At 72.2% G+C, this 13113-nt stretch carries 12 protein-coding genes; 4 read left to right on the top strand and 8 right to left on the bottom strand.

Annotated elements, in window-relative coordinates; all coding sequences use genetic code 11:
• Window positions 1–9: 9 nt before the first annotated feature.
• The 5 genes from IEZ13_RS15150 to IEZ13_RS15130 all read right to left on the bottom strand — a co-directional run bounded on the left by IEZ13_RS15150 (window position 10) and on the right by IEZ13_RS15130 (window position 5959).
• On the bottom strand, window positions 10–972 hold the full coding sequence (locus tag IEZ13_RS15150; RefSeq protein WP_183221937.1) for an acyl-CoA dehydrogenase family protein: 963 nt from the start codon (window positions 970–972) through the stop codon (window positions 10–12).
• 328 nt (window positions 973–1300) lie between these two features.
• Window positions 1301–2311, bottom strand: coding sequence for an acyl-CoA dehydrogenase family protein (locus tag IEZ13_RS15145; RefSeq protein ID WP_183221938.1), 1011 nt, complete (start codon window positions 2309–2311; stop codon window positions 1301–1303).
• A 30-nt stretch (window positions 2312–2341) separates the two neighbouring features.
• Window positions 2342–3505: an acyl-CoA dehydrogenase family protein gene (locus tag IEZ13_RS15140; protein ID WP_183221939.1), complete on the bottom strand. Its 1164-nt coding sequence runs from the start codon at window positions 3503–3505 to the stop codon at window positions 2342–2344.
• Entirely contained in the window at window positions 3502–4386 is an 885-nt protein-coding gene (locus tag IEZ13_RS15135) for an enoyl-CoA hydratase (protein ID WP_183221940.1), read from the bottom strand. Before IEZ13_RS15135 ends, IEZ13_RS15140 begins: the two co-directional genes overlap by 4 nt.
• A gap of 73 nt (window positions 4387–4459) precedes the next feature.
• On the bottom strand, window positions 4460–5959 hold the full coding sequence (locus IEZ13_RS15130; protein WP_183221941.1) for a FadD3 family acyl-CoA ligase: 1500 nt from the start codon (window positions 5957–5959) through the stop codon (window positions 4460–4462).
• 61 nt (window positions 5960–6020) lie between these two features.
• Between IEZ13_RS15130 and IEZ13_RS15125 the strand changes: the two genes are divergently transcribed.
• The 3 genes from IEZ13_RS15125 to pgfA all read left to right on the top strand — a co-directional run bounded on the left by IEZ13_RS15125 (window position 6021) and on the right by pgfA (window position 9091).
• Window positions 6021–7196, top strand: a complete 1176-nt coding sequence (locus IEZ13_RS15125; RefSeq protein ID WP_229794708.1) for an acyl-CoA dehydrogenase family protein — start codon at window positions 6021–6023, stop codon at window positions 7194–7196.
• Window positions 7193–7963, top strand: coding sequence for an SDR family oxidoreductase (locus IEZ13_RS15120; protein WP_183221943.1), 771 nt, complete (start codon window positions 7193–7195; stop codon window positions 7961–7963). Before IEZ13_RS15125 ends, IEZ13_RS15120 begins: the two co-directional genes overlap by 4 nt.
• Window positions 7964–8038: 75 nt before the next feature.
• Complete coding sequence (gene pgfA, locus IEZ13_RS15115) at window positions 8039–9091, top strand: cell envelope lipid trafficking protein PgfA (RefSeq protein WP_183221944.1); 1053 nt, start codon at window positions 8039–8041, stop codon at window positions 9089–9091.
• Between the two features lie 34 nt (window positions 9092–9125).
• On the opposite strand, the gene IEZ13_RS15110 is transcribed toward pgfA, so the two are convergent.
• Both IEZ13_RS15110 and IEZ13_RS15105 read right to left on the bottom strand, forming a co-directional pair.
• Window positions 9126–9293 (bottom strand): hypothetical protein, encoded by a 168-nt coding sequence (locus tag IEZ13_RS15110; protein WP_183221945.1) that lies wholly within the window; start codon window positions 9291–9293, stop codon window positions 9126–9128.
• Between the two features lie 12 nt (window positions 9294–9305).
• Window positions 9306–10403 (bottom strand): steroid 3-ketoacyl-CoA thiolase, encoded by a 1098-nt coding sequence (locus IEZ13_RS15105; RefSeq protein WP_183221946.1) that lies wholly within the window; start codon window positions 10401–10403, stop codon window positions 9306–9308.
• A gap of 95 nt (window positions 10404–10498) precedes the next feature.
• On the opposite strand from IEZ13_RS15105, the gene IEZ13_RS15100 reads away from it, so the two are divergent.
• Window positions 10499–11725, top strand: coding sequence for a cytochrome P450 (locus IEZ13_RS15100; RefSeq protein WP_229794707.1), 1227 nt, complete (start codon window positions 10499–10501; stop codon window positions 11723–11725).
• A 426-nt stretch (window positions 11726–12151) separates the two neighbouring features.
• On the opposite strand, the gene IEZ13_RS15095 is transcribed toward IEZ13_RS15100, so the two are convergent.
• On the bottom strand, window positions 12152–12946 hold the full coding sequence (locus IEZ13_RS15095; RefSeq protein ID WP_183221948.1) for an alpha/beta fold hydrolase: 795 nt from the start codon (window positions 12944–12946) through the stop codon (window positions 12152–12154).
• Window positions 12947–13113 lie beyond the last annotated feature (167 nt).

Raw genomic sequence — 13113 nt, 5'->3', positions numbered from 1 at the left:
CGGATCGGGTCAACCGTCCAACAGGGACGACGCCAGCCGGGTGACATGGTCGGACGGCTGCCCGAACAGCCGGGCCGACGCCCAGGCCCGCCGCAGGTAGAGGTGTGCGTCGTGTTCCCAGGTGATCGCCAGGCCGCCGTGCATCTGCACCATCTCGGCGGCCACCGCCCGCAGCGTCTCCGAGCAGTGGATCTTCGCGATGGTGGCCTCGGCGCCGCCGCCCGTGAGCGCCGCGTTCGCCGCCGACCGGGCCGCCTGCACCCGGAGGTACGCCTCGGCCAGCCGGTGCTGCAGCACCTGGAACGACCCGATCGGCCGCCCGAACTGATGCCGCACCCGCACGTACTCGACCGTCAGCTCGAGTGCCCGTTCCGCCGTGCCGGTCTGCTCGGCGGCCAGCGCCACCATGGCCAGATCCCGGATCGGCGCCGCCTCCCCGAGACGCCGCCCGGGCACCCGGTCGAGCCGGATCGCGCTCAACGGCCGCGTCGGATCGAACGTGTCGACCGTCAGCGGTTCGGCGCTCCTGGGATCGACCTCGTACAGCCCGGTCGGCAACGCCACCAGCAGCGTGTCCGCGATCGCCAGGTCCAGGACGTCGGAGAACGAGCCGCTGACCAGCCCGTCCGCGGCGCTCCCGGACCCCTCCCAGGCCACCGCCACGATCCGTGCCCCGGCGCAGATCCCGGGAAGAAGCCGGGTGTCACCGGACCGCAGCAGCAGATGCGTGGCCAGCACCCCGCACCCCAGCATCGGGCCGGGGGTCAGCTGCCGCCCCAGCTCCTCCAGCACCACGGCCGCCTCGGTCAGGGTGGCGCCGGAGCCGCCGTACCGCTCCGGAACCGTCAGCCCCGCCACGCCGATCTCCTTGCAGAGCCGCCCCCACAACCCCGCGTCGAACCCGTCCCGTGCCGCATGGCCACCGGCCAGGTCCCGCACCGCCGCCCGCAGAGCCGCACGCTCCTCGATCATCGAAAACCTCCGTGGAAACCCCCGGCTTCAGCCGTGGGGAGGAAACGGATTCCCTGCGGAGCAGGACACGGAAAGCCGGTTCGCCGCCGAGGCGGATCCGGCGTCCCACCCGTGGGGCGCAAGTGAACAGATGTGCTAACGTTCGCCACGTCCGGCCGGTGAGAACCAAACCGGCTGGAATGAATGCGTGTTGTCGAAGTTTTGCCACGGCGGAGCGTGACCGTGCCAGTGCTGACGATGTAAGACATGCGGCTTGACTCCCTTCGGGGTGGTGGGTCGGATGCGGTCTGAGCTGGGAAATCCCCCGGATTTATCCGTGGGGATGACGTTAATCAAACCCTCCGTCCGGTAGGGATGTGCCGGCGCCCGCCAGGCCGGTGAGGATCCGGGCCCGGTGCCAGGACGGCGTGCCCCAGGCGAGATCCAGTACCCGCACCAGGCCGAGCCAGCGCCAGAGCCCGTGCTCCCGCGTGTACCCGACCGCCCCGTGGACCTGTAGCGCCACCCGGGCGGCCAGCCGTGCGGCCTCCCCGCAGGTCACCTTCGCCGCCGACACGTCCAGCGGGCCGGGCCCGGATCTCAGGGCGACGGCGGCGGCGTACAGGAGCGGTTGGGCGAATTCGATCGCCACCGCGACGTCGGCCAGTTGATGGCGCACCGCCTGGAACGAGCCGATCGGCCGGCCGAACTGCGCCCGCTGTTTCGCGTGGTCGACCGACCTCTCCAGCAGCGCCCGCGCCGCGCCGAGCAACTGCGCCGAGCAGGCCAGGGCGCCGAGTTCCATCGCCCGTCGCGAGTCCTGTCCGGAAGCGATCAGCTCGCCGGGCGTCACCTCGGACAGTCGCCGGGCGGGATTCAGCGAGGGGAGCACCGATCGGGCGTGGCCCTGCCGGATCTCGGCGCCGTCGGCCACCAGGATCAGATCCGCGCTGTCCCCGTCGGCCGCGAGCGGCAGCCACGGCGGCGCCACCAGTGAGGCCGTCAGCCTGCCCTCGGCCAGCGCCGCAAGCCACTCCCGCGGGCCGGGCCGGGTCGCGGCGGCGGTCAGCAGGGCCGGGACGGCGGCGATCGACTCGGCGAGCGGGCCGGGAACGGCGTGGTGGCCCAGTTCCTCGCACGCGACGATCAGATCGTCCGGGCCGGCGTCCTGTCCGCCCCAGCGTTCCGGTACGAGGAGCCCGGTCACCCCGGCCCCGGCCAGCGCCGACCACAGCGCCCGCCCCGCTCCCGGATCGCCGTCCGCCCACGCCGTCGACACCTTCGGCAGGTCGGCGGCCGCCAACAGGCCGTGCAGGGCCGCCGCGAACGCGAGCTGTTCCGTCGAGGGCGCCAGTCTCATCGCGGCTCCCGTCTCATCACGGTTCCCGTCTCATCGCGGCTCCCGGGGGAGTCCCAGGACCCGCTGGGCGAGGGTGTCCCGCTGGATCTCGTTCGTGCCCGCGTAGATCGGCCCGGCCAGCGAGAACAGGTAGCCCGCGGTCCACTCCGGATCCGTCTCGGCGAGCGGGCCGAGCATGTCCAGGGCCGTCTCGTGAAGGAGCACGTCCAGTTCGGACCAGAAGAGTTTGGTCGCGCTCGGCGGCACCGGTCGCTCGAGCGAGGCATACGCCGCCATCCGGTACGCGCGTGCTCTGATCCACGCGCCCGCCACCCGATCCCCGTGCCGATCCTGCTCGGCTGGCTCCCAGGGCTGTTTCGGGGGCTTTGAGACAGCCCTGGGAGCCGGCCGGGGGTGGAGCCAGAGCTGGACCAGACGGTCGGCGGCGGCGGTGAAACGGCCCGGCCCGCGCAGGGAGAGGCCACGCTCGTGGGCGGCGGTGCTCATCGCGACCCGCCAGCCGTCGCCCGGTTCGCCGATCACGTCGGCGTCCGGCACGAAGACGTCGTCCAGGAAGATCTCGGCGAACCCGGCCGCGCCGTCGAGCTGCCGGACCGGCCGGACCGTCACGCCCGGCGCCCGCAGATCGAACATCAGGTACGTCAGGCCCCGATGCCGCCGCTCCCCGGGCGCCGACCGGAACAGCCCGAACGCCCGGTCCGCCACCACCGCCCGGGAGCTCCACGTCTTCTGGCCGGACAGCGACCAGCCGCCGTCGACCCGCCGGGCCCGGGAACGGAGGGCGGCCAGATCGCTGCCCGCGTCCGGTTCTGACCATGCCTGCGCCCACACCTGCTCGGCGCGGGCCATCGGCGGGAGGATCCGGGCGCACTGTTCGGCCGTGCCGTGCGCCAGCAGCGTCGGAGCCAGCAGGAACAGGCCGTTCTGCCCGATTCGCACCGGTGCTCCGGCGGCGTGGTACTCCTCGTCGAACAGCAGCGTGTGCAGGGGTGGCGCCGCCCGCCCGCCGTATTCGGCCGGCCATCCCACCGCCGCCAGCCCGGCCGCCGCGAGCCGCCGCTCCCAGGACCGATGCGCGAGATCCCCGGCAGTGGTGTCCACTCCCGGCAGGGGGCCGGCCGGGACGTTGGCCGCCAGCCAGTCCCGCACCTCGTCCCGGAAACGGACCGCCGCCTCGTCGAGGTCGAGATTCACTCCGCCACCCCGCCCATGTCGGCGCCGGGCGCTGCCGGAGAGGTGGGGGAGGCGGCGGCCTTCATGGTGGCGGGGGTCAGTCCGGCCAGCGGGTCGGCGGTGGTCTCCGCGTTGTGGGAGTGGGCGACGTGGTGCAGCCCGAAGACCGTGTCCATGCCGGCGCGCATGCCCATCTGGTCCTCGCACAGGTTGACCGCCCGCTTGGCCAGCGCCAGCCCGAACGACGGCATCGCGGCGACCTTCGCGGCCAGCGCGAACGTCTCCGGCTCGAGAGCGTCCCGGGGCACGACCCGGTTGACCATGCCCACCTCGTACGCCCGCCGGGCCCCGAAACGATCGCCGGTGAACAGCACCTCCCGGGCGAAGCGCGGCCCGAGCGCCCACGGGTGGGCGAAGTACTCGACGCCGGGGATGCCCATGCGCAGCACCGGGTCGGCGAAGAACGCGTCCTCGGCGGCCACGATCAGGTCGCACACCCAGGCCAGCATGAGCCCACCGGCCACGCAGGCGCCCTGCACCATCGCGATGGACGGTTTCGGGATCTCCCGCCACCGCCGGCACATGCCCAGGTAGACCTCCATCTCGCGGGCGTACCTGCGGTCGGCGCCGTCCCGTCCGGTGTGGTCCCACCAGGTCACCGCCCGGCGCGGGAAAGGTGTGTCGGCGTCCCGTTCGGGGGTGCCGATGTCGTGCCCGGCGGAGAAGTGGTCGCCCGCCCCGGCCAGCACGATGACGGCCACCTCCGGGTCGTCGACCGCCGTCGTGAACGCGTCGTCCAGGGCGTACGTCATCGCCGAGTTCTGCGCGTTCCGGTAGCGCGGCCGGTTCATCGTGACCAGGCCGACCGGCCCACGCCGTTCATAGAGGACGACCTCGCTCATTGCGCCACCTCCGCTGCGCTCCGGCGTCGCAATGAGTTCATGACTGAGCTCAATGATTCGCTCGCAAGCTCGCTCATGTGGACTCCCGCAGCCGGTACTTGAGCACCTTGCCGCTCGCGTTGTGCGGCAACCCGTCCGGGAAGACGACCGACCGGGGCACCTTGAAGCCGGCCAGCCGCTCCCGGCAGAAGCCGATCACCTGCTCGGCGGTCAGCTCGTGTCCGGGACGGGCCACCACGTACGCCCGCCCGACCTCGCCGAGCCGTGGATCCGGCACCCCGACGACGGCCGCCTCGGACACCCCGGGCAGGGCGGCCAGGGCCCGCTCCACCTCGGCCGGGTAGACGTTGAAGCCGCCGCACACGTACATGTCCTTGAGCCGGTCGGTGATGGTCAGATTCCCGGCGTCGTCCAGGGTCCCCACGTCGCCGGTGTGCAGCCACCCGTCCGGGTCGATCGCCTCCGCGGTGGCGGCCGGGTCGTCGAGGTAGCCGAGCATCACGTTGGGCCCGCGCAGCAGCACCTCGCCGTCCTTCCCGGCGATCCGCACCTCGAAGTCGGCGGCGGCCCGTCCGCTGGTGAACGCCACGGTCCGGGTGTCGTCGCCGGGCCGGCACATGGTCGCCACCACGGCCTCGGTCAGCCCGTACGCCGTGAGCACGGTGGCGAACCCCAGCTCGTCGCGGATCCGCTCGACCAGCACGGGCGGGACGGTGGCCGCCCCGGTCACGGCCAGGCGCAGGGACCGCAGGTCACGCCCACCCCGGACCGGATGGTCGAGCAGCCCGATGTAGAGCGTCGGCGGCCCGGGCAGCACACTGATCCGCTCGGTCTCGATCAGATCGAGGGTCCGGGGCACGTCGAACACCGCCTGCGGCACCACGGTGGCCCCGCTGACCAGACAGGCCAGGATGCCGGCCTTCAGCCCGAAGCTGTTGAAGAACGGGTTGACCACCAGGTACCGGTCGCGGATGTCGAGCCCGCCGATCCGCGCCCACGCCCGGGCCACGCCGAGCGACTGCCGGTGCGCGCTCATCGCGCCCTTACTGCGGCCGGTCGTCCCGGAGGTGTAGAGGATGTCGCTGACGTCGTCCGGCCGTACCGCTGAAGCCCGCTCCTCTGCCGCGTCGCGCGGCACCTCGCCGGACCGCTCCCGGAAGGCGTCCCACTCGGGCAGCGCGAGCACGAACGGCGGCAGCCCGGCGCCGCTCTCGCGCAGCGAGGCGAGCCGGTCGGTGCCGAGGAACGGGCCGGTGACGATGAGGCCGCGCGCCCCGCTGCGGCCGATCACGTCGGCCGCCTCGACCGCGGTGAAGCGGGTGTTGACCGGCACCAGCGTGCCGCCCGCGTAGAGGACGCCGAGCGCGGACAGCATCCACCGGGCGCTGTTGGGGGCCCAGATCGCGACCCGGTCGCCCGGCTCGATCCCGGACGCGATCAGCGCGCGCGCCACCGTGACGACCTCGTCGTGCAGCCCGGCGAAATCCCATCGGCGCACGTGCGGATCGACCAGGGCCGGATGCCTGCCGAATTCGAGCGCCGCCCGTGCCAGCGCCGCCGGGACGGTCTCCATGGGACCCCCAAAGAGGCTTGCCAAGATAGGAGCTTTACCAAGCAAGTGCTTGGTCGGTAGCGTGAGCCTACGCGTGATCCCGGAGGTGGCGCCAGTGACCGACGACGATGCGTTCCGGCACGAGATCCGGGACTGGCTGGCCGCGAATCTGACCGATGAGCTGCGCGGCGCCGGTGGCCCGGGCCGGGAGAACGAGGCCTTCCCGCAGCGCCTGGCCTTCGCCCGGCGGCTCGCCGCGGCCGGGTGGACCACGCTGGCCTGGCCGGTGGCGCACGGTGGGCGCGGCGCGCCGCTCCAGCGGCAGGTGATCTTCCATGAGGAGTACGCGAGAGCCGGCGCCCCGAGTCGCGTCGACCACATCGGCACCACCATGGTCGGCCCGACCCTGATCGCCCTCGGCACACCCCGGCAACGCGACCGGTTCCTGCCCGCGATCGCCGCCGTCGATCAGCTGTGGTGCCAGGGCTACTCGGAGCCGGGCGCCGGTTCCGACCTGGCCGGCGTCACCACCCGGGCCCGGCTCGACGGCGACCGGTGGGTGCTGACCGGCCAGAAGGTGTGGACCTCGCTGGCGCACGTGGCCGACTGGTGTTTCGTGCTGGCCCGCACCGAGCCGGCGCCTCCCGGCGGCCCGCGTCACGCCGGTCTGTCCTACCTGCTCGTGCCGATGCGGCAGCCCGGCATAACGGTCCGGCCGATCCGGCAGCTCACCGGGGACAGCGAGTTCAACGAGGTGTTCTTCGACGACGCCACCACCGAGGCGGGCCTGGTCGTCGGTGAGCCGGGTCAGGGCTGGCGGGTCGCGATGGCCACCCTCGCCTTCGAGCGGGGCGCGGCCACCGTCGGCCAGCAGGTCGGCTTCCAACGGGATCTGGACGACCTGGTCGCGGTGGCCCGGCGGACCGGCGCCACCACCGACCCGGCCCTGCGCGACCGGCTCACCCGCGCCTGGATCGACCTGTCGGTGCTGCGCGCGCACACGCTGCGCAGCCTCACCGAGGACCTGCCGGCCGGCTCCTCGGTGATCAAACTGCTCTGGACCCGCTGGCGGCAGGGGCTCGGCGACCTGGCCATGGACGTGCTGGCCGCCGGTGACGCGGGACCGGAGGCGACCGAGCGCTGGCAGCGGTACTTCCTGTTCAGCCGGGCCGACACCATCTACGGCGGGTCCAACGAGATTCAGCGCGGCATCGTGGCCGAGCGGGTGCTCGGGCTGCCCCGTCAGGCCCGGGGATGACCGGGCCGACCGGGCGCGGTCTGCTACTGGGCAAGGTCGTCGTGGTGACCGCGGCGGCCGGCGCCGGCATCGGGTCGGCGGTGGCCCGGCGCTGCCTGGACGAGGGGGCCCGGGTGGTGCTCGGCGACAGCCACGAGCGCCGCCTCGGCGAAACCCGCGACAAGCTCTCCGACCTGCATCCGGGCCGGGTGTGGGCGATCCCCTGCGACGTCACCGACGAGGCCGGGGTGGGGCGGCTGATCGGTGGCGCGGTGTCCCGGTACGGCCGGATCGACGTGCTGGTCAACAACGCCGGACTGGGTGGGAACCGGCCGGTTCCCCAGATGTCCGACGACGAGTGGCACCGGGTTCTGGACGTCACCCTGACCGGCACGTTCCGCTGCACCCGGGCGGCGTTGCGCCAGATGATCGCGCAGGGCGGCGGCGGTGCGGTGGTCAACAACGCGTCGGTGCTCGGCTGGCGGGCCCAGGCCGGGCAGGCGCACTACGCCGCCGCGAAGGCCGGGGTGATGGCGTTCACCCGGTGCACCGCCCTGGACGTGGCCGGGCACGGCATCCGGGTCAACGCGGTCGCGCCGAGCCTGGCCGCCCACCCGTACCTGAGCCGGGTGATCAGTGAGACCGAGCTGGCCGAACTGGCCGGGCGGGAGGCCTTCGGGCGGGCCGCGCAGCCGTGGGAGGTGGCCACCGTGATCGCCTTCCTCGCCAGCGACTACGCCTCCTATCTGACCGGCGAGGTCATCTCGGTGAGCAGCCAGCACGCCTGAGACACCGGGGGTTTCCTTCGATGTTACGGAGCAGTAGATTGTAACGCGTTCTATTTTTTGCGAAGGGAGACCGCGATGCGGCGGATCACCGGCGCGGCCCTGTTCGGACTCGGCATCCTCAGTCTCCTGCTCGCGATGGCCCTGGTCTGGATCATCGTGCCCTCGCAGGAGAAGGTGCCGCTCGACCTGGAGCCGCCGGACGTGGTGGTGGAGGCGGCCAATGCGTCTTTCGTGCAGGTCAAGACGTTGCCGGACGGGGCGCCGCAGGTGGCCGTGGAGCACGCCGGCCTGCGTTCCACCACCGGCATCAAACCCGACTTCGAGGCGGCCGCCGAGATCCCCGGCGAGCGGGCCGGCGAGACCCTGGTCTGGAACGTGTACCACTCCACCCGGCGGGCCGACACCGACGAGATGATCAACAGTTCGGAGAGCCGGGTCGCACTCGACCGCACCACCGGCGAGGCGGTGCCCTGGGCCGGGCAGTGCCACCTCGAGGAGAAGGCCGACCCGGCCACCGGCGTCGGATGCACCCCCGGCAACGTGCAGTTCGAGGGCCAGCTCTACCTCTTCCCGTTCGGCACCGAGAAGCGCACGTACCAGTACTGGGACTCCACCCTGGGCGAGGCGCTGCCCATCGACTACCAGGCCGAGGAAGAGTTCAACGGGCTGCCCACCTACCGCTTCCAGCAGCAGGTGCCCGAACAGGAGGCCGAGATGGACCCGCAGACCCTGGCCGGGCTGCTCGGGTTCCTGGCTCCCGGCGCCACCACCGGCACCATCTCCTACCGGGCCACCCGCACCCTCTGGGTCGAGCCGATGACCGGCGCCATCGTCGGGTACCGCGAACAGCAGCACCGGGAACTCGTGCCGGACGTCGGCGCCCCGGTCGTCATCTTCGACGCCGACCTGCAATACGACCAGGCCACCATGGACGCCGTCGGGGCCGAGGCCGAGAACGGGCGCGACCTGCTGCTCATGCTCGGCCGGTACGTCCCGATCGGGCTCGCCGTCCTCGGCCTGCTGCTGATCGTCGCCGGTGTGCTGCTGTCCCGGGGCGCCGGACCGCGCGGCGGGCACCGGGCGCCGGACAACAGCCGGCCGCTGCCGACGCCCGTTCCGCAGGGCTGAGCGCTCTCCCCGTACCCCCGCCCGGTTTTGATCTTTATCGCGTGCCGTAGAAATCGGGCGGGGTGGCGGGATCGTTGTCGGCGATGTTCGTCGCGACCTCGGTCGCGCTCGGGTTGATGGCGGCCATCACCGCGGTGACGCCGATGGCGGCGAGCACGGCCGCGACCACCGCGCTCAGCAGCATGAACCGGAACGGAACCATGACAGTGCTCCTCTACAGCCGTTCGATGACGCTTGCGGTCGACATCGCCCCGCCGGCGCACATGGTCACCAGCGCGGTCGTGCCGTCGATACGTTCGAGTTCGTGCAGTGCGGTGGTCAGCAGCCGGGCGCCGGTGCTGCCGACCGGATGACCCAGCGCGAGCGCCCCGCCGTTGACGTTGACCCGGTCCGGATCGGCGCGGTGCACCGCGAGCCAGGACAGCACCACGCTGGCGAACGCCTCGTTCACCTCGCACCGGTCCAGGTCGTCGATCTTCATCCCGGCCCGGGCCAGAACCCGGCCGGTGGCCTCGATCGGGCCGTCCAGGTGGTAGTACGGCTCCGCGCCGACCAGGCACTGCGCCACGATCCGGGCCCGTGGCCGCAGACCCAGCGCCCGCGCCCGGTCGGCATCCATGATCAGTAGCGCGGCCGCGCCGTCGGAGATCTGCGACGAGGTGCCCGCCGTGTGCCGCCCGTCCGGCAGCACCGGCCGCAACCCGGCCAGCCCTTCGGCGGTGGTGTCGCGCAGGCCCTGGTCGCGGGTGACGTCACCGACCGCGATCACCTCCCGGTCGAACCGGCCCTCCGCCCAGGCCCGTGCCGCGTTCGCCTGCGAGCGCACGCCGAACCGGTCCAGGTCCTCGCGGGTCAGGCCGCGGCGGTCGGCGATCCGTTCGGCGGCGACGTACTGATTGGGCAGGTCGATGTCCCACGACCCGGGGCGGGGCAGGCCGGCGTCGCCCAGGTTGGCACGCAACGGCACCCGGCTCATCGACTCCACCCCGCAGGCCACGCCCGCGTCGATCGCGCCGGCCGCGATCAGGCCGGCGATCAGGTGCGCCGCCTGCTGCGCCGAACCGCACTGCGCGTCGATCGTGGTGCAGCCGGTCGCGTGCGGCAGTCCCGCGTGCAACCAGGCCGTACGGGTGATGTTGTTCGACTGTTCGCCGCCCTGGGTGACGCAGCCGCCGATGGCCTGCTCCACATCGGCCGCCGGGAGCGCGCGCAGCGCGGCGCCGAGCAACTCGGCCGGATGCAGGCCGGACAGCCACCCGCCACGCTTGCCGATCGGAGTGCGAACCGCATCGACGATGACCGGTGTCCCCACCGCGACCTCCAGCTAGAACGTGTTCTCGATTGAACCTACCAAATCTCTCTGTTGCCATGTTTGAATCGGTAGAACTTGTTGCCGTAGGAGGAGCCGTGGCCGAGCCGCGCACCCGCATCGACCCCACCGATCCGGACATCTACCTGCACGGCATACCGCACGCCGAGTTCGCCGAACTGCGCCGCACCGACCCGGTCTGCTGGATCCCGCAGCCGCGCGGCAGCGCCGGATTCGACGACGAGGGGTACTGGGCGGTCACCCGGCACACCGACGTGATGACCGTGTCCCGCGACAGCGACACCTACTCCAGCCGGGAGAACACCGCGATCGTCCGCTTCCAGCCGGACATGACCCGCGACCGGATCGAGATGCAGCAGGCCGTCCTGCTCAACATGGACCCGCCGCAGCACACCAAACAGCGCGCGATCGTCTCCCGCGGCTTCACCCCGCGCGCCGTCAACAGCCTGCGCGCCGCCCTCCAGACCCGCGCCGAACGGATCGTCCACACCGCGCTCGCCACCGGCGACCTCGGCGACTTCGTCACCGAGATCGCCTGCGAACTGCCGTTGCAGGCCATCGCCGAACTGCTCGGCGTCCCGCAGGAGGACCGCCGCAACGTCTTCGAATGGTCCAACTCGATGATCGGCTACGACGACCCCGAGTTCAGCGGCGCCGACCCGATGGAATCGGCGATGGGCCTGCTCGGCTACGCCATGCAGATGGCCGACGAACGCCAGTCCTGCCCCCGCGACGACATCGTCACCACCCTGGTCAAGGCCGAGATCGACGGCTCACACCTGTCCGTCGACGAATTCGGGTTCTTCGTGCTGATGCTCGCCGTCGCCGGCAACGAGACCACCCGCAACGCGATCTCCCACGGCATGCTCGCGCTGCTGTCCAACCCCGCACAGTGGGATCTCTACAAGGAGACCCGCCCGCGTACCGCCGTCGACGAGTTCGTCCGCTGGGGCAGCCCGATCAACGCCTTCCAGCGCACCGCCCTGCACGACACGGTCCTCGCCGACGTCCCGATCCGGACCGGCCAGCGGGTCGCCATGTTCTACGGCTCCGCCAACTACGACGACGACGTCTTCGCCGCGCCGCACACCTTCGACATCACCCGCAGCCCCAACCCGCACCTGGGCTTCGGCGGCAGCGGCGCCCACTTCTGCCTGGGCGCCAACCTCGCCCGCCTGGAGATCGACCTCATCTTCAACGCCCTCGCCGACCACATGCCCGGCATCACCCTCGCCGGTCCCGCTCAGCGCCTCCGCTCCGGCTGGATCAACGGCATCAAACACCTTCCGGTTCGCTATCGCTGAGCGGTCCTCCAGGCCGTTTCGCTTTCCGGTACGCGGTGCGCCGCCGGCCAACCGCAACGACTCCGCCCCGCCGAGCCCCGCGATCACCTGCCGGGTCGAGCCTGTGCCGCGCCCGCCGGGCTGAGTCCCTGCCGCTCCGCTGCGCGAAGCGGCCCTAATCGGGAGGAAGTAGGTCTACTTTCGAGTTAGATCGGTGGTCCAGCTGAGATCGTCCTGACTCGCGGTTCCCTGACGGTGGGCGCACACACTCGCGGGTGCGTGTTCGCCCACCCGCCCTATGACGTCGGCCTCCGCGCACGCTGGGCCCTGCGTGTGCGTCCACCTTCGCCAAGCCCACCTAACCGTGTGCGTCCACCTCTGCCGGGCCCACGCGTCGATCAGCGGGACGCCGGCGGCGAGGGCGCGACCACCGGAGCGGCGGCCGGGTCAGGGGGTGAGGAGGGCGGCGCAGCGGGTGGGGGCGTCGGAGAACGGGAGGTGGCCGGCGCTCGGCAGGGTCACGTGGCGGGCGGTCGGGAGGATGGTGCGGGCCCGGCGCGACTGGTGGTGGGGGAGGATCGCGTCCCGCGTACCCCAGGCGATGGTGACCGGGATGCGGGGGAGTGCGCCCGCCTCGGCGAAGGACCACGGGTGAAGGTGGGTGAAGGCGTCGCGGGCCTCGGCGAAGCCGGGCGCGGCGACCAGGGCGCGGGCCGAGCCGACGCACTCGGCCGGGTCGAGGCGGCCGGGATGGGCGTAGAAGAGCGAGCAGAACGCGGACCGGCCCACCGATGACGCCATGATGCGCGGGAGGGAGCCGTCCAGGCGCGTGGCGGTGGCGCGGGCGGCGGTGACGGCGGTCTGGCACCAGCGGCGTTCCGCCCGGGTCCAGAAACCGATCGGGGCGAAGGCGGTCACCGCGCGGGCGTGGCCGCGGCGGCCGAGTTCCAGGGCGATGCCGCCGCCCAGCGAGTTGCCGGCGACCGCCGGGGTGTCCACGCCGAGCCGGGCCAGGAACGCCTCCAGCAGGTCGGCGAGGTGCGCGACCGATCCGGGGAGCGGGCCTCCGGAGAGAGCCCAGGACGGGGAGGCGCCGAAGCCGGGCAGGTCGACGGCGATCACGTCGTGGTGCTCGGCGACCGCGTCGAGGATGGGGGACCAGACCTGGCGGTGGCTGCCCAGGCCGTGGATGAGCACAAGCGGCGGGCCGGATCCGCCGCGATCATAGGACAGCTCGGTCATTCCGCCACCTCCGCTGCGCTCCGGCGTCGCAATGACCTCATGACTGAGCCTGATGATTCGCTCGCAAGCTCGCTCATGGGGCCAGCCTTCCACCGGTGAGAGAGGACCGGAAGGTGATTCGCGGTGCGAGCCAAGACCGAAACCAGTTGTTGACATGTTGCCAATAA

The sequence above is a fragment of the Actinoplanes campanulatus genome (assembly GCF_014647795.1).
GTDB classification, from domain to species: Bacteria; Actinomycetota; Actinomycetes; order Mycobacteriales; family Micromonosporaceae; genus Actinoplanes; species Actinoplanes campanulatus.
The sequence above is the reverse complement of the archived record's forward strand: the minus strand, read 5'-3'. Positions and strand labels throughout refer to the sequence as shown.